The following is a 21,158-nucleotide window of genomic DNA, read 5'->3' on the forward strand; positions in this document are numbered from 1 at the left end:
AACGCGAAAGCCCCCTTAAAAAACCTCCCGGAACAGGCGGGCGCCCGAGGCGCGCCAGAACTCGTTGAAGGTCACGCCCTCGGGGTCGACCTGCCGGCACAGCATGGCGCGGTCATAGGCGGTCATGGCGCCCTGGGCCTGTGGGTCGATATCGAGCCAGAGCTCGCCGGTTTCGCCCGCTTCGCGCTGGATACGGTTCAGGCGGATGCCGTCGGCCTCTGGCAGATGGGCAAAGGACAGGCGGGTTTCGCGCACGGGCGCGCCCTCCACCCCCAACTCCACATCGCCTTCCGTCACCTCCATCTCCGACACGGTTCGCGGGCTGATGGAAAGCGGCCATTCCGGGGCCACTGAGGGCTGCCAGACCTGCATGGCCGCGATGAAGCCGATGGACAGGGCCTCGGCATTCGTCTGATCGTCGAATTCCAGTTCGATCCGGTCGGCCCCGATGGTGGCGGGCAGGTAGTCGAAGACCTGCGACGGATAGCGGGCGTAGAACTCATCCTCTGGCTTGCCCGTGAACAGGCCGAAATCGTACCAGGAGAGGGCATAGGTGCTGGCGACCGGGGCCTTCATGTCCAGCCACGCGCCCTGATAGCGAAGCGTCGCGCCCTCATAGGCGGACCAGCGCATCAGGCCGTTGCGGCTGCCATTATGGCCCACGACGGCCAGCATCTGGATGGGCTGTGGCCGGGTCCAGGTGAGCGTCAGTTTCGTGGATGTGGGCGCGTTGGACGTGGCGATCAGGCGGGTGCCCGTGGGCCGCGTCTTCACCAGATCGCGGCTGCCGGTCCAGGAACCGCCGGTGAGGGTGGCAGACGGCACGCGGTTGGAATGGCCGATCAGGATCAGCGGTGTGATGGTCATGGCGACACCCAGAGGCGGTAATCGGCCGCGCCCCCGCGCGGCCTGGGGACGACGGACAGGATGCGGGCCTTTTTCGGGCTGCGCAGGCCGGGATAATCCAGGGTAACGGTGACGATGGACCCGCGCGGCACGACATCGCCCAGGACACGCAGATCCAGGAACCGGACAGGGCCGAACGCCGCCCGCCGCGCCGCCTCTGCCGCTGCCGCCGCCGCACTGCGCAGCGGGGTCTCCATCAGCAGCGGCTGTGCGGCGGGGCGCGCACCGGCGGGGCCGGACAGGCTGGCCCCCGCCTGACGCCATGCCAGCGTGGCATAGGTGCGGCGGCTGGCATCGGCGGCCCCCTGCACCTCCTGCGCGCTGTGGACACGCGGGCAGTATCCATAGGCAAGGTCGATGCGCGACGGGATCAGACCGCCGGCAGAGGGCCAGCCGGATGACAGCCGGGCCGACCCGCGCACAATGGTCTGGCGGTCGAAATCCGCCACCGACACGGCCCCGGCGGGAATGGCGAGTGCCCCCATATCCAGCAGGCCCGCCGCATCCTCCAGCCACCAGCAGAGCGAGCGGGAGGCCAGATCGGTCAGGGCCTGACGCACCGTGACCTCGCCCGTCCAGCACCAGCCGATATCATCGGGCAGGGATGATGCCAACGCCGCGACGGCACCGGCGCGGATCGACGTGCCGGGCACGCGCAGCGCCAGTTTCTGCAAGCCATGCGCGATGCTGCGGTTGCCGGCCGCATCATAATCGACATCCCAGGTGTAGGGGAAACCCGCCAGGGCCGCCCCGCCCACCTGCACCAGGCCGGTGGCGGCGGTGACGCTGAACTGTCCCGTGCTGGGTGTGCCCGTCACCTTGGTCAGGGCCGAACAGCCGACCCAGCCGGCCCGGACATCGGCCAGCGACGGGGCCAGACGCCAGGAATGCAGGCCGCCAACCAGCCCCAGATAATCGCCTTCCACCCCATCCACGGACCCCACACCAAACGGCATGGGGCGGCCCGTGCGGTCGGCCCCACCCTCCACCCCGCCGGTGCCGGCATAGGTGGGGGCAAGCGGCTGATCGTACCGCGCCTCCCGCCCGCTGATGCGGCCGGTCAGGCGGGTTTTCTGGGGCTGCACCTCATTGCACAGGCCATTGACCATGATGGTCATGGATGCTGGCAGGGTGCCCACGGTGCCCCGGCGGATGACCACCGGGTGGCCTTCGAAACTGTAATCATCGGGGAAGCGGGCATTGCCGGGGCCGCGCGGCAGGCTGGTGGTGATGATGCTGAGGTCCCCGATCTCCAGCGTGGCGGGGCTGCCCAGGCTGTCGCCGCACAGATGCTGACCCAGGACGGGACCGGCGATCAGGTTGGGCAGCCATTGCGTGGCCCCCTGGCGATACCCGTCCCGCGCCTCGGTAAAGCGCCAGACCTCTGTGGTGCCGGTCAGGTTGTTCCAGACGGTCCAGTCCACCAGATGGATGATGTTGGTGCGCGCGCTCATCGTGCGGCCCTCCGGCGGTCGGCGGCCTGTTCCTGGCCCTGGGACAACAGCCCTTCCAGGCGGGTGATCAGCGCCTCATACCCACGGGCATTCACCTCGGTCAGGGTGCGGTCACCGCTGCTGGTCTGGACCAGCAGGTCTTGCAGCAGCCGTTCCAGGCGGCCCGTATCGGGGATACCGGACAGGACGGGCGGCGGACGCCCGCTGTCATTGATGGCGCGCAGCAGCGGCAGCGTGTCGGGCGTCACCGATGCCGAACGGGTGACGAACTCACCCCCCGCCAGACCGATGAAGCCGCCATCCTGATACCGGGCCAGGACGCTATCCACGCCCCGGATGCCATTGCCGACGACGCCGCCCTGCTGATACCCGGCCAGTCCCAGCTGTCGGGCCATTTCCGACAGGTATTCCACGGGCCGGCTGTCCAGATCACTCTGGAACAGGCTCAGCGTGCGGCCATTGGAACCCTGGAACTGTTTAATGGTCTCCGTGCCGAACGGGGTGCCCCCCGCGAGGGCCACCGCCTCCAGGTCGGCCTTCAGCTTCTCACGCGTCAGGGTGGGCTGGTTGGTATTGGCGGGCACGCCGGCGGGGCTGGCGGGGGCAGGCACTGGGGCCTGTGCGGCGGCACGCGCCGCCGCCGCCTGTGCCTGGGCCGCCTGATAATCGGCAAGCGCCTGGGTCACCGACAGCACCGATTGGTTGACCACGCCCAGCGCCGTCAATTGCTGCTGCGCCAGATCGACCTGTTGCTGGGCGATATCCACTTCCCGCGTGGCCGCCAGGGCGACACCATCCAGCAATTGCGCCGACAGGTCCAGGGCGGCCCCCCAGCGTTCCGTCCCCTCATAAAGCGGGCGGACAGCATCCAGGAAGGCGCGGCGCGCCTCTGGCAAGGCCTGGGCGGCGGCCAGACGCTCATCCGCCGACAGGCTGCTATCCTTGGCGCGGGCCGCCAGACGGCGCAGCTCCTCTTCCGCCAGCTTTGCCCGCTGTTCGGGGTTCAGGCCGGAATATTGGTCGGACAGCTGATCACCGGTCAGGGCGGCGCGGATGCTATCCCCCGCCTGTTTCCAGGAGGCGGCCAAGTTGCGGGCGGCATCGGCCTCCCGCTCATAGGCGGCGATCAGGGTATCGCGGGCCTGATCGGCCTTGGCCTGGGCCTCTTCGATGGTCTTGTCGTTGAAATCCTTGATGATGCGGGCGCGCTCGGCCCCCAGCGCCTGTTCCAGCAGGGCCAGATTGACGCCAGCGGTTCTCGCCGCCTCTTCCCGTTCCCGCGCGGCATTGCGGTCAAAGGCAGCCAGGGCACCGGTCAGGCTGGTGGCGTCGTTGGTGGCGTTGAACAGCCGGTCCGACAGGGCCAGCGAGGCCGCGCGGGCCGCCGCCTCATCCTCCAGCGCGTGGCGATAGGCAATCATGGGCCGAAGGGCAGCATCGGCGGCGTCCAGTTCCTCCCGGCGACGCAGGGCCAGGGCGGCGCTGCTGTGGCCTTGCAGTTCCAGGATCTGAATTTCCTGGCCGCGCGCGGCGCGGGCCAGTTCCGCCGCCCTGGCCTCATCCTCCAACGCGTGGCGGCGGGCAATCAGCGGGCGCAGAGAGGCATCGGCAGCGGCCAATTCATCGGCACGCCGGGCCGCCAGGGCCTCGGCGCTCTTGCCCTGCATCTCCATGATCTGGATTTCCAGGGCGCGGCGGCTGTTCGTCAGCTCCGTCGCCTTGGCCGCGTCCTCCAGCACGTGACGCTGTTCGATCAAGGGGCGCAGAGAGGCGTCAGCAGCGGCCAGTTCATCGGCGCGACGGGCCGCCAGGGCCTCGGCGCTCTTGCCCTGCATCTCCATGATCTGGATTTCCAGGGCGCGGCGGCTGGTCGCCAGTTCCGTCGCCTTGGCGGCATCCTCCAGCACGTGACGCTGTTCGATCAGCGGGCGCAAGGTGGCGTCAGCAGCGGCCAGTTCATCGGCGCGACGGGCGGCCAGGGCCTCTGCCCCCTTGCCCTGCATCTCCATGATCTGGATTTCCAACGCGCGGCGGCTGGTTGCCAGTTCCGTCGCCTTGGCCGCATCCTCCAGCGCGTGGCGCTGTTCGATCAGCGGACGCAAGGTGGCGTCAGCAGCGGCCAGTTCATCGGCACGACGGGCGGCCAGCGCCTCTGCCCCCTTGCCCTGCATCTCCATGATCTGGATTTCCAGGGCGCGGCGGCTGGTTGCCAGTTCCGTCGCCTTGGCCGCGTCCTCCAGCGCGTGACGCTGTTCGATCAACGGGCGCAGAGAGGCGTCAGCAGCGGCCAGTTCATCGGCACGCCGCGCCGCCAGCGCCTCTGCCCCCTTGCCCTGCATCTCCATGATCTGGATTTCGAGGGCGCGACGGCTGGTTGCCAGTTCCGTCGCCTTGGCCGCATCCTCCAGCGCGTGACGCTGTTCGATCAACGGGCGCAGAGAGGCGTCAGCAGCGGCCAGTTCATCGGCGCGACGGGCGGCCAGCGCCTCGGCGCTCTTGCCCTGCATCTCCATGAGCTGGATTTCTAACGCGCGGCGGTCGCGGGCGATCTGGCTTTGTGCGGCGGCGTCCTGGACCGCACCATTCAGCTTGGCCAGGGCGCGGTCGGCGGCCTCCACCACAGGGGCCATATCCTGGAATTGCGTCTTGATATCGTTCAGGGCGGCGCTGTCCAGGCCCGCGAACTGGCTGTCCAGGGCGGCACCGAAATTGCGGTCAACCTTCTCCGACGTCACGCCCAGGGCAACGGCATCGCGGCGACCGGCGTCGCGGGTTTTCACCAGATCGTTGATCTGGTTGACATAACCCTTGCCTGTCAGCTCGTTATACTGCCGGTCCAGATTATTGTTGAACTCATCCCGCAACGTGCCCTTGGCCTTTTGCAGGCCGTTGGCGATGGCGGTCTGCGCCTGTTCTGCCGTGTAGCCCACCTCTTCCAGCAAGGGCTTGTAGGCTTCGAACCGGGCCTGGAGCGCCATCAGGGCGGTCTCCACCTGGGTCATGGGTTCGGCGGCGTCGGTGATGCCGACCAGTTCCTCGACATAGGCGCGCATGGCGGTGGCCGCGCGATCCACATCGTCGGGGAACAGGCGGGCGGTCTTTTCCTTGAAATCCTTCAGGGCCTGGATCTGGTCATCCACCTCGGCCTTGGCCTCGCGGGTGACCTTGTTGACCACGCCCATCCCCTCGCCCAGGGCCGACAGGCTGTCTTCGAAATTGCGGATGAAATCCAGGTCGGCAATGGCCTTTTCCATGTCCTTGAAATCGACACGGGCCAGCGCCGCCGACATGGCGGGCGGCAGCTGATCGCGGATGGCGGTCACGAACTGCCCCGTGACATAGGCCATGAGCTGCTGCTGGCCCTCCTTGTCATCCTTGAATTTGGTGCGCGCCGAACTGTTGATAGCGGTCGCGAACAGGCCGTCGCGGTCGCCCGCCCCCACGGCCAGGGTGCCCGTGATCCGCGCGCCGAAACCTTTTTCCAGTGCGCTTTTGATCGACAGGACCTGATTGGCGATGCCCGAGGCCTGATCGCGGTTTTCCTGGCTGAATTTCTTGCCCGTGAAGCCGCCGATGGCGACATTGCCGCTGTTTAGGTCGATGGTGGCGCTGCCTTCCTTGTTGGACGGCTTGCCCCCGAACAGCGACCCGATGGCCCCGCCCAGCAGGCTGCCCACCGTCGTGCCCAGGGGGCCGAAAATGCTGCCCACGGCCCCGCCAACAGCACCCCCGATGGCGCCACCCTTGGTATTGCCCTTGCCAATGCCCAAGGCACCCAGAAGGCCGGCGGCGGTGGCGCCCAGGCCGGCGCCGCCCAGCGCCCCTGTGACACCCTGGGCCAGGTCGGTGGAGCCAAACAGTTCGCCCGCGCGGCCAAACAACCCCTCTGTGGCAGTGCCGCGTTTACCGGGCAGGCCGAACAGCGTTTCGCCCAGCTTGCCGAAGCCCTTTTCCAGGCCGCCCACGATCTTGTCCAGACCGCCTGTCAGGCTGTCGAGGATACTGGTGCTGCCCGGTGCGGTGCCGGCGGCCCCCCCGGCGGCAGCAGGCGTGGTGGTGCCCAGCAGGCTGGAAATGCCCGCGGCCCCCGCGACGGAGGTGATCAGCCCGGTGATCGGCACGATCACGCGGCTCTTGATGGCTTCGGAGGCGATCTGCTTGAACAGATTCTTGATGGCCTTCTTCATGGACCCGGTTTTGCCCATGATCTCGGCCAGCAGGGCGTCGCTCCAGCCCTTGGTGATGGTTTCCAGCTGCTTCTTGGAGGCCTCAGCCTCGGCCAGACCCTTCTGCGCTGCCTCCTTCTGAATGTCGGCATCGGTCAGAATGGCCGCACGCTTCTGGGCGTAATGCGCGACAAGTTCGCCCAATTGCCCCGCCGTGGCACCGGCAATGGCCAGTTCCTCCTCGGCAGCCAGATTGGCCAGATCACGGGCCTTGGTCAGTTCCACCAGCGCCACGCGCGCCTGGGCACTACCCTCGGTTTCCAGCCGTTGGATTGCGTTCAGCCGCTGCTGTGTCTCGGCCTGTTTCGCGATGGCGGCGCCGGCTTCCTTGCGCTGGTCGTCAATGGATTTGGCCGGTTGCGCGGGATTGGCGGCGACCGGTTGCGCCGGGACTTTCTGCGCGCCCGCCGGGGCGGCAGTGACCTGTGTGACGGTGCGCGCAGCCCCCGTGGCAGCGGCGATGCCGCTGGCCGCCTGGGTCAAGGCCGTGATGGCCTGCTGTGTGGTGCGCGCCTGCTCCGCCAGCACCTGGATAGCCCCGGTCACCTCTCGGATGGCCGTCAGGGCGCCGCTATTGTCCACCTGGATGGTGATTGTGTTGGGACCGCTCATCGGTTCAGCTCCTCCTTGGCCGCGGCCTCCATGACGCGCAGGCCCCACCAGAGATCAGGCGTGGCGGGGATTTCCATCCCCGCCAGCCCGGCGGCCACGCCTGAATAATCCAGGCCCAGCCACGCGACGCCGCCCCCCATTCCACCCAGGGCGGCGACACGCCATTGCGTGGCGACCACGCGCCACGCCATGACGATGTCCCAGCAATCAGGCCGGATCGGGCAGGTCTCCGCGCCTGTGCCTTCGGCCGCCCGGAGGTCGGCGGCGAACTGTTCTGCCGCGTCTTTCGGCATGCCCGACCGTTCAAGGTCGGCGATCAGTTCGCCATCCGCCCGGGGTGCGGCCACGCCGTGGCGTCGCTTTCCCCAGAACCGGGCAGCCTCTCTCAGTTTTTTTCGCGGCGCGCCTGTACCGCGACCCCGTCCAACCCGCGCTGATAGGCCACCAGCAGGGCGTTGGTGATGGCGGGATCATCCAGCGCCACCTTCTTGGCCTGATCCCACGGCACCGGCTTGCCGTCGGGCGTCTGGAACCCCTGCACATCCAGGGTGGCGTCGCCCGCCAGATCGCGGCTGCTGACCGCCGCCGACAGACCCAGTTCCTTGAAGGTCCCCATCAGGCGATGGGTGACGGTGCGGCCAGGACGGGCCGGATCGGGCAGTTCCACCTCGATCGGGAACTTGAAACTGTTGGACTGATCAAGGACATAGCCTTCCTTGACGGAGGCCGGCTTGCCCGGCTCCACCCCCGCGACGGACGCCATGTAGGCCTTGTCCAGGGCCGCCACCAGACGGGCATCGTCCAGCACCTGATCCATCACCTCCTCGTCGAAGGCGATCTCTTCCCCGTCGCGGTCGGTCAGGCCGGCAAGGCCCTTCAGGGTCAGGCGCAGGCGTTCGCGCCGCTGGTCCCGCTGCCGGCCCGCACGGGCCAGACCCGTCAGCAGCTCTTCTTCTTCCGAATTGGGCAGCGGCTGAAACCGCGCCAGCAGGCGGCGGGTCTCGAACTGCCCCGGAATACCGGGATTGGGAACCGGCACATGCACCGGCCATTCATAGTGACGGGGGGCAAGGATCAGGCCCATGGGGAAATACCTTTCAGGAATGGAATGGATGGGGGTGGGGTGGGAACGGGGGGATGCCGTAGGTCAGGTCGAGCCAACGGCGAGCCCTGACAGTCAAGGCTTTAAATCCTACACTGTGGGGGCGAAGCGTCCGCTTCGACCTGACCTACCCCGTCACCAATCAAACAGGCGCCGTACCGGACCACAGCTTGAAGGCCGGGCCGCTGGCCGGGCGGGTGAAGCGGACGGGGACCGACAGGGCGACATTGCCGTTCAGGTCCTGCTGCGTGACGCGGCCCACCTGCACCGCATCGGCGGTGAAGCCGATCTGGGTGCCGGCCGCCGTGTAATGCACCAGCTGGAACGCCACCTTACTGTCCAGCATCGCCTCGACATTCAGGGTGCCGAGCGCCGGGGCCAGGAAGGTCAGGGTGCCGGTCGGGTTGAAGGCATTCACCTCCGCCCCGGAATAGTTCGGGCGGTTGGAGAAGCTGGCGGCATTGCCCAGGTCGATCTCCAGGCTTTCAAAGGCGATATCGACACCGCCCAGCTTCACGATGGGCGTATGCTCATCGCTGATCACCGCCGGCGTGCGGTAGGAGGCATAGTTGGGCGTCTGCGGCGGGGCGCTGGCCGCCGTCGGGGCGGCATAGGCACCCTTGCCCTGCACCGACAGGATCGGCACCTGGCCGTTGGGCAGACGGATGGAACCCCCGCCCATCAAACCGGCCAGCACGCGCAGCTCGCCATCGCGGTAGAAGCGGCAGGTGAAGCTTTCCTGCGCCGTCAGGGTCGGGGAATATTCGACGCGGGTCGTGGAAACGATGGTCTCCGCCAGGCTCATCAGGCGGGCAGCCGTGCCCCAGTGCGGGGCCGTGGCGGCGGCGGACGGCGGGCACAGCGGCACCTCGAACGACACCGACTGATGCAGATTGGTGGTATAGGCCTCGCGCGCGGCGGCCTGACGGCCATCCAGGGCCAGCTCCACCTCGCCGCCATCCATGGGCGTGATGGCGCCGTTCATGGTGATCAGCGCGTCGGTATCGGCCAGGGTGGCAACGGTGCCCTTGGTCAATTCGGGCGTCAGGAACACGACCTTCGTGTCCCACTTGTAAGGAACGGCCATGGATAGCTCTCCTGGGCGGGCGCAAACGGCCACGGGGCCGGCGCCGGTCACGGGTTTGGTGTCTGGGGTGCGGGGCGGAAGGGGTAGGATTTAGGATGTAAGTCCTTCATCTCACCCCACCCAAACCCGCGCCGGCATCACATCCGGTGACAGGAAAGTGCCAGGAACAAAGAGTATGCGCCCCCCGGACGGGCGCGGGGGCGGATTGGGGATTTATTCCTTTGATAGGGGTGGGGCTGCCCGAACGAACTGACGACGACATCACGAGATACATATAATCTATTAAGGGATGTGATGTTTAATATTAAAATTATTCATATGCCATGTCAGAAAATGACAACCCAAACACGAAGAGCTATCGAAGGATCATGAAAAATATACTGGTTCCGGGTAAATTTAATGCCATCACGATGTACCAATTAATTTCAGAATCAATAGCAAATGATAACAAACCTGCGAGCGATAAAATATGTTTTGACTTCAAGAATTTATGGTTTATAGAGCCCTCAGCTGTCACCGCACTGAGCAATACAATTGAATGGCTCAGAAAAAACAAAGTTCAATGCCTTTATCAGAATGCAGATAAAAATAAAGAAGCCATTCGATTCCTAGACGACTCACAGTTCTTCGCCAGCTTTATGAACGGCAAAACACTGCGTGCCGATGCTTGTGTACGAGAGACCACGGTCCCTTTGTGCCGTGTCAGCCACAGCGAAAGCTTCGCTTGGCTGGATACACACCTCATGCCCTGGCTGATGAATAGCTTAAAGAAAACAAAGGCATCATTATCACAAATAGACACGTGTCTAAAAGAGCTATTTAACAACATAAAAGATCACTCAGTGGAGGATATCGGGTGCATATTCGTTCAACATTACCCCAATAAGAATGAGGTTGTTTTTGCAATTTCCGACTTTGGCGTAGGAATACCGAAAACAATTTCGAAAATTGCCGAATTTCAAAATGATGGAGATTCAATATTACATGCATGTAAGGACGGCGTCAGTGCAAAGAGCATCAAGACAAACATGGGTGTGGGGCTGCATTTCCTCATCCAGAACGTCGCAAGCTTGAACAAGGGGATTTTGCACATACATTCAGGGTATGGCAGGGTAACATGTGACGAACATGACGGAGCACTCCGCCACGTGATACAAGAACCTTTAGGGTTCTACCCTGGCACTCTGGTCGAAATCCGCATGCGGACCGACACGATTGAACTGGTTGACGATGAGCGGGAGGATTTCGAATGGTAATCACCGTTCTTGACCATGTTCCGCACTGCTACACCGCCGACGATGGTTTAGTGGTGGCCACCATCCTGCGGCGGGAGTTCGCGGCGGGCAATACTGTCACGCTCTCGTTCCGGGGGGCGCACACCGTCCCCTCCTCCTTTGCAAACGCGGCCTTCGTGACCCTGCTGGACACGTTCAGCTTTGAGGAGATCAAACGCCGCCTGCGCATTGTCGACAGCACGACCCAAATCAATAGCATGATCCGGGAGCGACTGAACAAGGCCGCATCGCAACAGACGGCAGCAGCCTGACACTTGATCACCCGCCCCCGGCCCTGAAACAGGTCGCCGCGACAGCGTTTCAGGTGAACATGGCGCAATGGGGCCGGTTTCAGCCGTAGCCCCCTCACCCCGCCCAGTCAAACAGCGGCAGCACCCCCGCCCCCGCCTTCTCCCGCCCCCGCCGGCGTCCCCCAGGCACCCGCACACCCTTCACATAGCGCTCAATGGTCTTGGGATCGCGGTACAGCCGCCGCGCGATCTCCCGCACGCTCCAGCCCTTGACCCGCAGGGCGCGGGCATCGATCAGGGCCAGATAGTCGGACGCCGCCGGCCAATGCAGGTCCAGCGCGCCATAGTCGGCCCGCAGCAGCGCCACCCCGCGCCGGCCCAGGATCGCCACCATCTCATGGTCGGGACCGGGCCGGGCGGGAAAGCGGGCGTCGGTGCCGCCATAGCGCCGGATGAAGCGCAGGGTCCGCGCCAGCCCGACCAGCCGGACCAGTGGCGCATAGGCATCGGGCAGGACCGGCAGGCTGTCGCGCCGCCGCACCCGCTCCTGCTCTGCCAGGGAAAGCGACAACCTTTCCATCGCTCACCGTCCCGGCCGCGCGGCGCGGCCTCCGGTCAGGGGGGCGGCTTTGGCCATGGCGGCGGTGACACAGGCCCCCGTGCCCTGGCGCTTGCCGATGGCCTCGATCATGGCGATGGCGTCCAGGATCTCGCGCAGATGGCCGCCCGTCTGGGCCAGCACGATATCGGCCACGCCCTCCTCCACCGCCACCTCGCACAGGTCGGACAGGATGGCGGCCACAAAGCCCCGGTCCTGGGCACGGGTGCGCACCACCTGGCTGATGCGGCTATAGACCTGGGGAAAGCGTTTCAGGCGGCGTTCCGCCTCCTCCATCCCCACCACCACAATGCCGGCCCCCGTCACATCCGACAGGTCGCGAAGGCTTTCCAGCGCCTCGCGCTTGCCCAGCACATGGTCGATCTCATCCACCACCAGGGGCCGTGGCTGACTGGACAGCACGCGGGCCGCCAGGGCGAAATTCCCGGCATTGCCGCGTTCGGGCACCTGGCCCAAGCCCTGGACCAGTTCGGCCAGCAACGAGGCCGGCGTCCAATGCGCCTTGGCGCGCAGGTAAACGCCCCCCTCCTCTGCCGCATAATGCCGGGCCAGCGCCGATTTGCCATGGCCGGCGGGACCGCAGAGCAGCAGCCACGACGCCTCCCGCGCGCCGCGCCGGGCCAATGCCCGCACCGCCTCGTCAAAGGCGATGGAATTGCTGGTGGTGGCAAAAGCCGTTTTCATGGCGTGTCTCCATCACAGGATAGGGGCAGCAGCAGGGAGGACAGGTCCGTCCCATGCCGGCGGTCATGGTCGGCCATGGCGCGGGACAGGCGCACATCGCCCGCCGCCGCCTCGGCCAGATAGGCGCGGTCATGGGGCGTGGCCTGATCGGGATGGGCCGCACACCAGGCATACATGGCCAGGTCGCTGGCAAAGAAATCGGGCCGCGCGTCGCCCTCGCCCGCCACCGGCGGCATCTCCACCGGCACCGGCTCTTGCCGCCCCTCGATCAACCCCGCCCCATCGGCGGCCAGCCCCAGCTCGGCCAGGATCTCCGCCCGTTTGGCCTCCACTGGCCGCAACCGGCGGCGGGCGCGGTCCAGACGCAGCCGGTCGATATAGGGGCGGACATTGCCCCCCGCCTCGGCCACGGCGATCAGCACGCCCGACAGGCGGCGCACCCAGACGCGCGACGGGTCGTGGATATCGAACCCGACCTGCACCGTCTCGCCATGGTGATCCTCCAGACCGGCATGGAAATAGGCATTGTTGAACAGCATCACCTCGCCCCGCCGCACCCGCCGCACCACATGCGGGCGGAACAGGTCGTCCGCCTCCTCGGGGCGGAGGTGCACGGGCGTCCAGCCCTGGTCCAGATGCTTCTGCCAGGCCTCATCGGGCGACAGATGCCGGCGCTTGCCCGTCACCGCATCGCGGATGCGCGGCAGGCCCTGATGCGGGGCGGCGTTATAGGCGGCCACACATTCCCCGGCCCAGCGCAGGAAGTCGGCCCATTCCTGCAACAGGGGGGATGCCCCGTCTCGCTTGATATCCTGTTCAATGCGGCGGCTGATGCGGCGGCGCGCCTCCTCATCCATGTCCGCCCCCTTGAAGCTGGGCAGAAGCTTGGCCGGCTGGATGAACAGCCGGTCCCAGCCGCGCTCGATCTGCCCGCGCGCCTGCGGGTTGCCGGGCCGCCCCAGGCTGTGCGTGGCACCCAGCCGCCCCTGCAACCCCGCCAGCTCCCCGATATTCAGCTTGGACCGGAACCCGGCACCATTATCGGTATAGGCCACGGCCCACAGCCCGGCCTTGCGCGCGGCATCGGCATAGGCATCCATGACGGTCCAGGTGCTTTCCGCCAGCCCGGCTGACCAGCCGATGACGCGGCGCGTCACGACACAGCGCACCACCGTCAGTTCCGGGGCAAAGGGCCTGCCATGGATGGGGTGCGCCACGTCATGCTTGGCCGTGAAACCATCGGCGATGACAATGTCCAGCGGCTCCATCCCATCGGTGGCGCGGCGGATAAAGGGCCGCATCGCCTTCAACGCCGCCGGCCCCATCCGGCCCTTCTCGCGCTCCAGAACCGGCAGGCGCGACAGGAACAGGCGGACCTGTTTCTCGCTGGGCCTCGCCACGCCGTCGGGCAGGATCATGCGCGACAGCGCATCGGGCACCGACGGTTTGGATGGCAACCGCCAGGCGGCCAGGAAGGAGGCGGCCCAGGCCGGCACGACCGGCCCCCGGCTGGTGGCCTGCGGCACCAGCGACAGGGCGGAAAAACCGCTGCGGTTCCACACGCCCCACCAGCGTTTCAGGGTCGGCACCGACAGGGTGCGCTCCCCCCCATCGCCGGCCCGGGCATTGGCCAGCGGCACCTGGGCCGCCAGCGCCGGCGGCAGCATCCCCGCCGCCGCCTGCCGCGCCACCACGCGCAGGGCGGCATTCACGCCGGCCTCCGTCGCCATGGCCCGCACATGCACCATGATGGCGGCCCGCGCCTGCATGCAGCGCCGCTGCCAGACCTCCAGCTCCCCTGGCCGCAGCAGCACCTTCCCCCCCGTCACCGGCATCGGTGCCACGGGAGCGGGCAGGGCGGGTGCGGCAGGGGCAGGCAGGGCTGCCCGTTTCGCAACCACCCCCTTCTTCCCTCCCTTCTCGTCATCCCGGCGAACGCCGGGACCCAGGGGCCGCCCACCCGACGCCGGGGCCGAAACCGCCCCCGCCGCCTCAATCCCACCCGCCGACGGGCCTCCCCCAGCACCCCCCGTCGCCAGCTGCTGCGCCAGCACCGCCTCGCGCACCCAGGCCGGCAGGCGGGCCAGCGGAAACATCTTCAGCCGCCCGCCCCGCACCGGCCTGGTCTGACAGGGCCAGTTCTCCGCCGCCGCGCGCATGCGCACGGCCCGTTCGCTGATGGCCAGAACCTGCGACAGGGCACGCGCATCCAGCAGCGTCCCCGCCCCGGCGGCGGCGACATCAAGGACCGAAGTCCTCACCTCCGCCGTCCGGCTCATGCCCCACCCCCCGGCCCGGCCTGATCCATGGCCCCGGCGGCCCGCACCGGATGCAGACGCCGCCCGTCCGCGTCATAGCGTTCGGCAAACAGAAGCTGCGGCTCCATCCCCAAGGCGGCGGCCAGCGCCCGTTCGACGCGATGGTTGGGCATGAACATGGCCTGCCCCACGGCACGGGCCGAAATGCCCAGCCCCCGCGCGATCGCGGCGAAGGAGGAGGCGCGCAGCCGCAACCGCCCCTGCACCCAGATACTGCGCTCCCGCGCATCCCGCGGCACCCCGATCCCGGCCCCCTCCTCGCCCCTCTCCTCCAGACTTCCCATGCGAACGCTCCCCCGAATAGTCATGGGAGTTTGTTCGCATCTAGGATTTAATTCGTCAATATCGAAAATTGATTTCCGACTAAAAACCTACATTCCCTTCCGACTTCCCCTGCCCCACCCCATCCCCCCTGCCCCTCACCCCTTCCGCCTTTCCCCCACCCTTCCCCACCCCACCTTCCCCCTTCCTCCCCCAATCCCCCGCCCCCACCCCTCCCCACCCCAAATCCCCCCACCTTCCCAACACCCCACCCAGCCTCAAAACGTCGGGGGGTGGACAGGGTTTGGATACGCCCCATTGCGCCCGCCCGCATCCCCTGTCACCCTCTTGAACAAATCAGCATCCATGCGGAGAAAATAAATGCGGGTGTCGGGTCGGACGGGGTTGAAGCGGGTGGGGACAGGATTGCTGGCAGCCCTGGTGCTGCCCTTCCTGGTGCCGATGGCACAGGCGCAGAATGCGGCGCCCCCTGACATTCCCGCCTATATCAAGTCCGACGTGAAGGCGCTGGAGGGCAAGATCGTGGCCTGGCGCCGCGATATCCATCAGCACCCGGAACTGGGCAACCGCGAGACGCGGACCGCCAAGCTGGTGGCCGACCATTTGAAGAAGCTGGGCATGGAGGTGCAGACCGGGGTAGCCCATACCGGCGTCGTTGCCGTGTTGAAGGGGAGCAAGCCCGGTCCTGTGGTGGCCTTGCGCGCCGATATGGACGCCCTGCCCGTCACCGAACAGGTGGATCTTCCCTTCGCGTCCAAGGTTCGCACCACCTATAACGGCCAGGATGTCGGCGTCATGCATGCCTGCGGCCATGACGGCCATGTCGCCATCCTGATGGGCGTGGCCGAACTGCTGGCCAAGCGCAAAGGCGAACTGCGCGGCACCGTAAAGTTCATCTTCCAGCCCGCGGAGGAAGGCGCGCCGGAGGGAGAGGAAGGCGGGGCCGAACTGATGGTGAAGGAAGGGGTCCTGTCCAAGGACCCGAAGCCGGAAGCCATTTTCGGCCTGCACCTGTTCTCCGCCGGTCGTGCGGGCACCATCAGCTACCGTTCCGGCCCTGCCATGGCGGCGGCCGACAGTTTTCACATCACCGTGCAGGGGCGGCAGACGCACGGTGCCTATCCCTGGGCCGGCACCGATCCCATCGTGACGGCGTCGCAGATTGTGACGGGCCTGCAAACCATCGTCAGCCGCAATGTCGAACTGATCAAGGAGCCGGCCATCGTGTCGGTCGGCGCGCTGAACAGCGGCGTGCGTGACAATATCATCCCCGACAAGGCGGAGATGATCGGCACCATCCGCACCTTCGACCCCAAGATGCGCGAACAGATTCACCGCCGGATCAAGGAGATCGCGGAAAATATCGCCGAAAGCCAGGGGGCCACAGCCAGCGTTCGCATCGATCTGGGCTATCCCGTCACCGACAATAACCCGGCGCTGACCGCCTGGGCCGCCCCCATCCTGGAAAAGGTGGCGGGGGCGGGGAATGTGTCGGTCGGACCCAAGGCCGGCGGCGCGGAGGATTTCAGTTTCTTCCAGCAGCAGATCCCCGGCTTCTATTTCTGGGTCGGCTCCACCGGGCCAGAGGTGCCGCTGGACAAGGCACCTTCGAACCATTCGCCCTTGTTCAAGGTGGATGAGGCCTCGCTGCTGACCGGGGCGGAGGCGCTGGCCGCCGTTACCGTCGCCTATCTGCAAAGCCATTGAGGCGGAAAGGTTCCCCGATGCGCACGACTCTGCTGACCGGTGCGGCGCTGGCCGCCCTGTTCCTGTCGCCCGTCGCCCACGCCGCCGACGCGCCGCCGGTGCCCGCCTATGTGATGGAGGATGCCAAAGCGCTGGAGGCAAAGATCATCGCGTGGCGACGCGACATCCACCAGCATCCCGAACTGGGTAACCGGGAGACGCGGACGGCCAAGCTGGTGGCCGACCATCTGAAGAAACTGGGTCTGGAGGTACAGACCGGCATCGCCCATACCGGCGTGGTCGCCATCCTGAAGGGGGGCAAGCCCGGCCCGGTGGTAGCGCTGCGCGCCGATATGGACGCGCTGCCCGTCACCGAACGGGTGGCCGTGCCCTTCGTCTCTAAGGTGCGCACGACCTACAACGGCAAGGAGGTGGGGGTGATGCATGCCTGCGGGCACGACACCCATGTCGCCATCCTGATGGGCGTGGCCGAACTGCTGGCCAAACGAAGGGCGGGCCTGCCCGGCACGGTGAAGTTCATCTTCCAGCCGGCGGAAGAAGGCGCACCGGAGGGGGAGGAAGGCGGGGCCGAACTGATGGTGAAGCAGGGCGTGCTGTCCACCGATCCCAAACCACAGGCCATTTTCGGCCTGCATGTCGGGTCGGATGATCATATCGGGCAGGTCTCCTACCGCCCCGGCCCCGTCATGGCCGCGTCCGACACGTTCCGCATCAAGGTGAAGGGCAAGCAGACGCACGGGGCCTATCCCTGGGCCGGCACCGATCCCATCGTGGCGGCGTCGGCCATCGTCACGGGCCTGCAAACCATCGTCAGCCGCAATGTCGAACTGATCAAGGAACCGGCGGTGGTGTCGGTGGGTGCCATCAATGGCGGGGTGCGCAGCAATATCATCCCCGATGAGACCGACCTGATCGGCACCATCCGCACCCTGGACCCCGGCATGCGCGAACAGGTTCACCGCCGCGTGAAGGAGGTGGCGACCGGCATCGCCGCCGCCCATGGTGCCGTGGCGGAGGTGGAGATCGACCTGGGCTATCCCGTCACCGTCAATGACCCGGCCCTGTCCGCCTGGGCCGTGCCCGTGCTGGAACAGGTGGCCGGCAAGGACAAGGTCAGTCTGGCGCCCAAGGCGCTGGGGGCGGAGGATTTCAGCTATTATCAGCAGAAAATCCCCGGCTTCTTCTTCTTCATCGGCGTCACCGACCCCGATCTGCCGCTGGATCAGGCGCCCAGCAACCATTCGCCTTTGTTCAAGGTGGATGAACGCGGCCTGCTGGTCGGTGCCCAATCCATGGCGGCCTTGACCGTCGCCTATCTTTCTTCCCATTGACGGCGGCTTTCCATGACCGGACTGAACAAATTCCTTCGCGCGGGCGGTGCCGCCCTGACGGTGCTGACCCTGCTGTCCCCTGCCACCCACGCCGCCGATGCCCCGCAAGTGCCCGCCTATGTGAAGGCCGACGCCAGGGCGCTGGAGAGCAAGATCATCGCGTGGCGGCGCGATATCCACCAGAACCCGGAACTGGGCAACCGGGAGGTGCGGACGGCTAAGCTGATCGCCGATCACCTGAAGAAACTGGGCCTGGAGGTGCAGACCGGTGTCGCCCATACCGGCGTCGTTGCCGTGCTGAAGGGGGGAAAGCCCGGCCCGGTCGTGGCGCTGCGCGCCGACATGGACGCCCTGCCCGTCACTGAACAGGTGGACCTGCCCTTCGCATCCAAGGTCCGCACCAATTACAACGGTCAGGATGTGGGCGTCATGCATGCCTGCGGCCATGACGGGCATGTCGCCATCCTGATGGGGGTGGCCGAACTGCTGGCCAAGCGCAAGGCGGAGTTGCCGGGCACCGTGAAGTTCATCTTCCAGCCGGCGGAGGAAGGCGCACCGGAGGGGGAGGAAGGCGGGGCGCAGCTGATGGTGAAACAGGGCGTGCTGGACACCGAACCCAAGCCGCAGGCGATTTTCGGCCTGCATCTGGGCTCCTCCTACCATGCCGGCACCATCGCCTATCGCCCTGGTCCCGCCATGGCGGCGGCCGATACGTTCAAGATCGTGGTGCAGGGCCGTCAGGCCCATGGCGGTCGGCCCTGGACGGGCGTGGACCCGCTGGTGACGTCCGCGCAGATCCTGGTCGGCCTGCAAACCATCGTCAGCCGCAATATGGAGGTGATCAAGGAACCGGCGGTGGTGACGGTCGGCGCGCTGAATGGCGGCGTGCGCTCCAACATCATCCCCGACAAGGCGGAAATGGTCGGCACCATCCGCACCTTTGATCAGGGCATGCGCCAGGAGGTGCATGAACGCATCCGCCGCGTCGCGGAGAATATTGCCGAAAGTGCCGGGGCCAAGGCCACCGTCACCATCGAAACGGGATATCCCGTCACCGACAATGACCGCGACCTGACCGCCTGGGCCGCCCCGGTCCTGGCACAGGTGGCGGGGCCGGGCAAGCTGGTGGAAGGCACCAAGACGACAGGGGCGGAGGATTTCAGCTTCTTCCAGCAGAAAATCCCCGGCTTCTTCTTCTGGGTCGGTGCCACCCCGCCCGATGTGCCGCTGGACAAGGTGCCCAGCAACCATTCCCCCCTGTTCAAGGTGGATGAAAGCAGCCTCGCCCTGGGTGCCGAAGCCATGGCCAGCCTTACGGTGACGTGGCTTTCCACCCACTAGGGCGTATTTCCGTTAGCCGGAAATACGCCCCCACAATCGCCGGCGCGGCATCCGCCGCTTGGCTTCACGCGGCACGGGCCGCGCGGCGGCGGTCGCCGCCGGAGCAATTTTCCGGTCAAAGGAAAACTGCTCTAAACCCATCGGGTTAACCACCCGCAACGCAAAAGGCTAGGCGGGCCAACTGTCCCAGGCCCGCCATTTTTCGGCCCCCTCCGCGCCATGCGCGGGGGGTGGAGTGCATCCAGGACAAGCCGGTGGGGGAGGAAGCCGGCACAACTGACCTGGAGAAAGCACATGTCACTCAGCAGCCCCTTGCCCACCTTCAGTTTCCTGGCCGCCGCCGGGACTACGCCATCCGGCGGTGCGACGCCGTTGACCCAGGGGGACCTGCATCTGCGCTTCGATACCGGCCATACGCTGTGGCAGGACCGGCCCGTGCCGCTGACGGGAACGGAGATGAAGATGCTGCGCCTGATGGCACAGAAGCCCGGCACCCCCGTCACCTATCGTGAGCTGTATGATCTGGTGCACGGGCCGGGCTTCATGGCCGGCAAGGGCAATGCCGGCTACCGCGCCAATGTCCGCGCCTTCATCAAGCGTATCCGCAAGAAGTTCCGGGATATCGACCAGAGCTTTGACGCTATCGGCAATGATCCCGGCACCGGCTATGTCTGGCGGGCGGAGGGGACGTGACCTCACCCGAACGTAGCGCGGATTAGCGAAGCGTAATCCGCGGAAACTCGCGCTTCGCCGCTTGGGCCAGCCCGCGGATTACGGCTGACGCCTAATCCGCGCTACCCCGCAGCCAGGACAGGGAGCGGGCCAAATGCGCCGCCGGCGTCGGCGATTCGTCCTCCAGGACATACCAGTCGACGCCGGCGGCCTGCGCTGCCGCCACCAGGGCAGCCCAATCCACGCTGCCGGCCCCGATGGGCGCGAAATCGCTGGCAGGGGCCGAGCCTGTGAATTCACCGGTGCTGCCGCCCGGCCGCATATCCTTCACATGCAGCAGCTTGACCCGCCCGCCCAGCTGTTTCAGCAGCGCGACGGGATCGACCCCAGCCTTCAGCACCCAGAACACATCCATCTGCAATTCAACACAGGCCGGGTCCAGCCCGGCCAGCATCCGGTCCATCAGGGTGCCCTTGCCCGCCGGATCGGCGGCGAATTCATAGCCATGCAGATGATACATCACGCGCAGACCGGCGGCCTTCAGGGCCGGACAGGCGGCCTTGTAGGCGGCGATGGCGGCATCCACCTCCGCCGGCCCGATACCCTTGTCCGAGGCTGCCCCCTGCGGCTTCAGCCAGGCCACGCCGACATAGCGGTATCCGACGGTACTGGCGGTGGCGATGATGCCCGGCACATTGTCGCGCAGGTCGGACAGGCTGACATGGCTGCCGACCGCCACCAACCCGGCCTGATCCAGCAGCGCCTTGAATCCGGCGGCATCCCGGCCCAGCAACCCATAGGCTTCCACCTGGGTGACGCCGCTGTCGCGCAGCGCTTTCAGGGTCCCCGGCGCATCGCGGTCCAGATCCTTATGCAGACTGTAGAGCTGCACCGCGATGTTCGCGTCCGGCACGGGCGGGTTGGCCCCGCCCAGGGCCGCCACCGAAATTCCCATTGCCAGCGACAGCCCGATGGCCGCCCCCCGCATCCACGCCCTGCCCATCATCTCCCCCGTTCTTGTTCTGACAGCGTTATCAGGTGCCGTTCCGCTTATCACCCCTGCCGCTTTCACGCGCAAGCAGGAATGAATCCGCTTGAGAACAAAATAAGAACATTGTAGATAGAGAACAGAAAGCGAACATGGAGTGATGGAGGGTGTGATGCGACCGGCAATCCGACACAGCGCTCTGACGGGCAATGTGGGTCTCGCGAATTTTCGGGGCCATGATTTCCAGATGCATTGCGTCTGCTGTGGGGAGGAAAGCCGCTGGCGGACCGACATGCTGACCCGC

Annotated in this window: 18 protein-coding genes (1 of these 18 cut by a window edge); 7 read left to right on the forward strand and 11 right to left on the reverse strand. The window is 66.4% G+C overall.

Translation table 11 applies throughout. From position 1 onward, the window contains the following. Positions 1-15: 15 nt before the first annotated feature. The 6 genes from ABC729_RS13090 to ABC729_RS13115 all read right to left on the reverse strand — a co-directional run bounded on the left by ABC729_RS13090 (position 16) and on the right by ABC729_RS13115 (position 9,387). A complete protein-coding gene (locus ABC729_RS13090) occupies positions 16-867 on the reverse strand; it encodes a hypothetical protein (protein WP_495608001.1) in 852 nt (283 codons plus the stop codon). Continuing rightward, entirely contained in the window at positions 864-2,360 is a 1,497-nt protein-coding gene (locus ABC729_RS13095) for a hypothetical protein (protein WP_495608002.1), read from the reverse strand. Before ABC729_RS13095 ends, ABC729_RS13090 begins: the two co-directional genes overlap by 4 nt. Continuing rightward, entirely contained in the window at positions 2,357-7,198 is a 4,842-nt protein-coding gene (locus ABC729_RS13100; protein ID WP_495608003.1) for an AAA family ATPase, read from the reverse strand. Before ABC729_RS13100 ends, ABC729_RS13095 begins: the two co-directional genes overlap by 4 nt. After that, positions 7,195-7,545, reverse strand: a complete 351-nt coding sequence (locus tag ABC729_RS13105) for a DUF1799 domain-containing protein (protein WP_495608004.1) — start codon at positions 7,543-7,545, stop codon at positions 7,195-7,197. Before ABC729_RS13105 ends, ABC729_RS13100 begins: the two co-directional genes overlap by 4 nt. Before the next feature lie 38 nt (positions 7,546-7,583). After that, entirely contained in the window at positions 7,584-8,282 is a 699-nt protein-coding gene (locus tag ABC729_RS13110) for a hypothetical protein (protein ID WP_495608005.1), read from the reverse strand. Positions 8,283-8,442: 160 nt separating this feature from the next. Next, complete coding sequence (locus ABC729_RS13115; protein ID WP_495608006.1) at positions 8,443-9,387, reverse strand: phage tail tube protein; 945 nt, start codon at positions 9,385-9,387, stop codon at positions 8,443-8,445. A gap of 368 nt (positions 9,388-9,755) precedes the next feature. Here ABC729_RS13115 and ABC729_RS13120 point away from each other — a divergent pair, with 368 nt between their 5' ends. Next, a complete protein-coding gene (locus tag ABC729_RS13120; protein ID WP_495608007.1) occupies positions 9,756-10,643 on the forward strand; it encodes an ATP-binding protein in 888 nt (295 codons plus the stop codon). Further along, the gene (locus tag ABC729_RS13125; protein ID WP_495608008.1) at positions 10,637-10,933 is read left to right on the forward strand and encodes an STAS-like domain-containing protein; all 297 of its coding nucleotides are present in this window, start codon (positions 10,637-10,639) and stop codon (positions 10,931-10,933) included. The genes ABC729_RS13120 and ABC729_RS13125 overlap by 7 nt, the downstream gene beginning before the upstream one ends. A 94-nt stretch (positions 10,934-11,027) precedes the next feature. Here ABC729_RS13125 and ABC729_RS13130 read toward each other — a convergent pair whose 3' ends face one another. The 4 genes from ABC729_RS13130 to ABC729_RS13145 are packed head-to-tail and all read right to left on the reverse strand — an operon-like array spanning position 11,028 to position 14,817. Then, positions 11,028-11,492, reverse strand: coding sequence for a helix-turn-helix domain-containing protein (locus tag ABC729_RS13130; RefSeq protein WP_495608009.1), 465 nt, complete (start codon positions 11,490-11,492; stop codon positions 11,028-11,030). A 3-nt stretch (positions 11,493-11,495) separates the two neighbouring features. Continuing rightward, complete coding sequence (locus ABC729_RS13135; RefSeq protein WP_495608010.1) at positions 11,496-12,215, reverse strand: AAA family ATPase; 720 nt, start codon at positions 12,213-12,215, stop codon at positions 11,496-11,498. Then, positions 12,212-14,494: a Mu transposase C-terminal domain-containing protein gene (locus ABC729_RS13140; protein ID WP_495608011.1), complete on the reverse strand. Its 2,283-nt coding sequence runs from the start codon at positions 14,492-14,494 to the stop codon at positions 12,212-12,214. The genes ABC729_RS13135 and ABC729_RS13140 overlap by 4 nt, the downstream gene beginning before the upstream one ends. After that, on the reverse strand, positions 14,491-14,817 hold the full coding sequence (locus ABC729_RS13145; RefSeq protein WP_495608012.1) for a helix-turn-helix domain-containing protein: 327 nt from the start codon (positions 14,815-14,817) through the stop codon (positions 14,491-14,493). Before ABC729_RS13145 ends, ABC729_RS13140 begins: the two co-directional genes overlap by 4 nt. Positions 14,818-15,175: 358 nt before the next feature. Here ABC729_RS13145 and ABC729_RS13150 point away from each other — a divergent pair, with 358 nt between their 5' ends. The 4 genes from ABC729_RS13150 (at position 15,176) to ABC729_RS13165 (ending at position 19,887) form a co-directional block, all read left to right on the forward strand. Further along, the gene (locus tag ABC729_RS13150) at positions 15,176-16,522 is read left to right on the forward strand and encodes an amidohydrolase (RefSeq protein WP_495608013.1); all 1,347 of its coding nucleotides are present in this window, start codon (positions 15,176-15,178) and stop codon (positions 16,520-16,522) included. Positions 16,523-16,539: 17 nt separating this feature from the next. Next, on the forward strand, positions 16,540-17,853 hold the full coding sequence (locus ABC729_RS13155; protein ID WP_495608014.1) for an amidohydrolase: 1,314 nt from the start codon (positions 16,540-16,542) through the stop codon (positions 17,851-17,853). Positions 17,854-17,865: 12 nt separating this feature from the next. Then, entirely contained in the window at positions 17,866-19,194 is a 1,329-nt protein-coding gene (locus tag ABC729_RS13160; protein ID WP_495608015.1) for an amidohydrolase, read from the forward strand. A 294-nt stretch (positions 19,195-19,488) separates the two neighbouring features. Next, positions 19,489-19,887: a helix-turn-helix domain-containing protein gene (locus ABC729_RS13165; RefSeq protein ID WP_495608016.1), complete on the forward strand. Its 399-nt coding sequence runs from the start codon at positions 19,489-19,491 to the stop codon at positions 19,885-19,887. 91 nt (positions 19,888-19,978) lie between these two features. Here ABC729_RS13165 and ABC729_RS13170 read toward each other — a convergent pair whose 3' ends face one another. After that, a complete protein-coding gene (locus ABC729_RS13170) occupies positions 19,979-20,872 on the reverse strand; it encodes a sugar phosphate isomerase/epimerase family protein (RefSeq protein ID WP_495608017.1) in 894 nt (297 codons plus the stop codon). A gap of 154 nt (positions 20,873-21,026) precedes the next feature. Between ABC729_RS13170 and ABC729_RS13175 the strand changes: the two genes are divergently transcribed. Then, positions 21,027-21,158 carry the 5' end (the start) of a hypothetical protein gene (locus ABC729_RS13175; RefSeq protein ID WP_495608018.1) on the forward strand. Its footprint extends 225 nt past the window's final position, so 132 of the gene's 357 nt are visible here — the first part of the coding sequence; the start codon lies at positions 21,027-21,029; its stop codon lies off the right edge, out of view.

The organism is Niveispirillum sp. CC-CTL257 (genome assembly GCF_059489915.1).

What these genes read in the sequence shown, in the direction of transcription:
- ABC729_RS13090 (WP_495608001.1), bottom strand. Translation starts at nt 867, where the DNA reads ATGACCATCACACCGCTGATCCTGATCGGCCATTCCAACCGCGTGCCG.
- ABC729_RS13095 (WP_495608002.1), bottom strand. Translation starts at nt 2,360, where the DNA reads ATGAGCGCGCGCACCAACATCATCCATCTGGTGGACTGGACCGTCTGG.
- ABC729_RS13100 (WP_495608003.1), bottom strand. Translation starts at nt 7,198, where the DNA reads ATGAGCGGTCCCAACACAATCACCATCCAGGTGGACAATAGCGGCGCC.
- ABC729_RS13110 (WP_495608005.1), bottom strand. Translation starts at nt 8,282, where the DNA reads ATGGGCCTGATCCTTGCCCCCCGTCACTATGAATGGCCGGTGCATGTG.
- ABC729_RS13115 (WP_495608006.1), bottom strand. Translation starts at nt 9,387, where the DNA reads ATGGCCGTTCCTTACAAGTGGGACACGAAGGTCGTGTTCCTGACGCCC.
- ABC729_RS13120 (WP_495608007.1), top strand. Translation starts at nt 9,756, where the DNA reads ATGAAAAATATACTGGTTCCGGGTAAATTTAATGCCATCACGATGTAC.
- ABC729_RS13125 (WP_495608008.1), top strand. Translation starts at nt 10,637, where the DNA reads ATGGTAATCACCGTTCTTGACCATGTTCCGCACTGCTACACCGCCGAC.
- ABC729_RS13130 (WP_495608009.1), bottom strand. Translation starts at nt 11,492, where the DNA reads ATGGAAAGGTTGTCGCTTTCCCTGGCAGAGCAGGAGCGGGTGCGGCGG.
- ABC729_RS13135 (WP_495608010.1), bottom strand. Translation starts at nt 12,215, where the DNA reads ATGAAAACGGCTTTTGCCACCACCAGCAATTCCATCGCCTTTGACGAG.
- ABC729_RS13140 (WP_495608011.1), bottom strand. Translation starts at nt 14,494, where the DNA reads ATGAGCCGGACGGCGGAGGTGAGGACTTCGGTCCTTGATGTCGCCGCC.
- ABC729_RS13145 (WP_495608012.1), bottom strand. Translation starts at nt 14,817, where the DNA reads ATGGGAAGTCTGGAGGAGAGGGGCGAGGAGGGGGCCGGGATCGGGGTG.
- ABC729_RS13150 (WP_495608013.1), top strand. Translation starts at nt 15,176, where the DNA reads ATGCGGGTGTCGGGTCGGACGGGGTTGAAGCGGGTGGGGACAGGATTG.
- ABC729_RS13155 (WP_495608014.1), top strand. Translation starts at nt 16,540, where the DNA reads ATGCGCACGACTCTGCTGACCGGTGCGGCGCTGGCCGCCCTGTTCCTG.
- ABC729_RS13160 (WP_495608015.1), top strand. Translation starts at nt 17,866, where the DNA reads ATGACCGGACTGAACAAATTCCTTCGCGCGGGCGGTGCCGCCCTGACG.
- ABC729_RS13165 (WP_495608016.1), top strand. Translation starts at nt 19,489, where the DNA reads ATGTCACTCAGCAGCCCCTTGCCCACCTTCAGTTTCCTGGCCGCCGCC.
- ABC729_RS13170 (WP_495608017.1), bottom strand. Translation starts at nt 20,872, where the DNA reads ATGATGGGCAGGGCGTGGATGCGGGGGGCGGCCATCGGGCTGTCGCTG.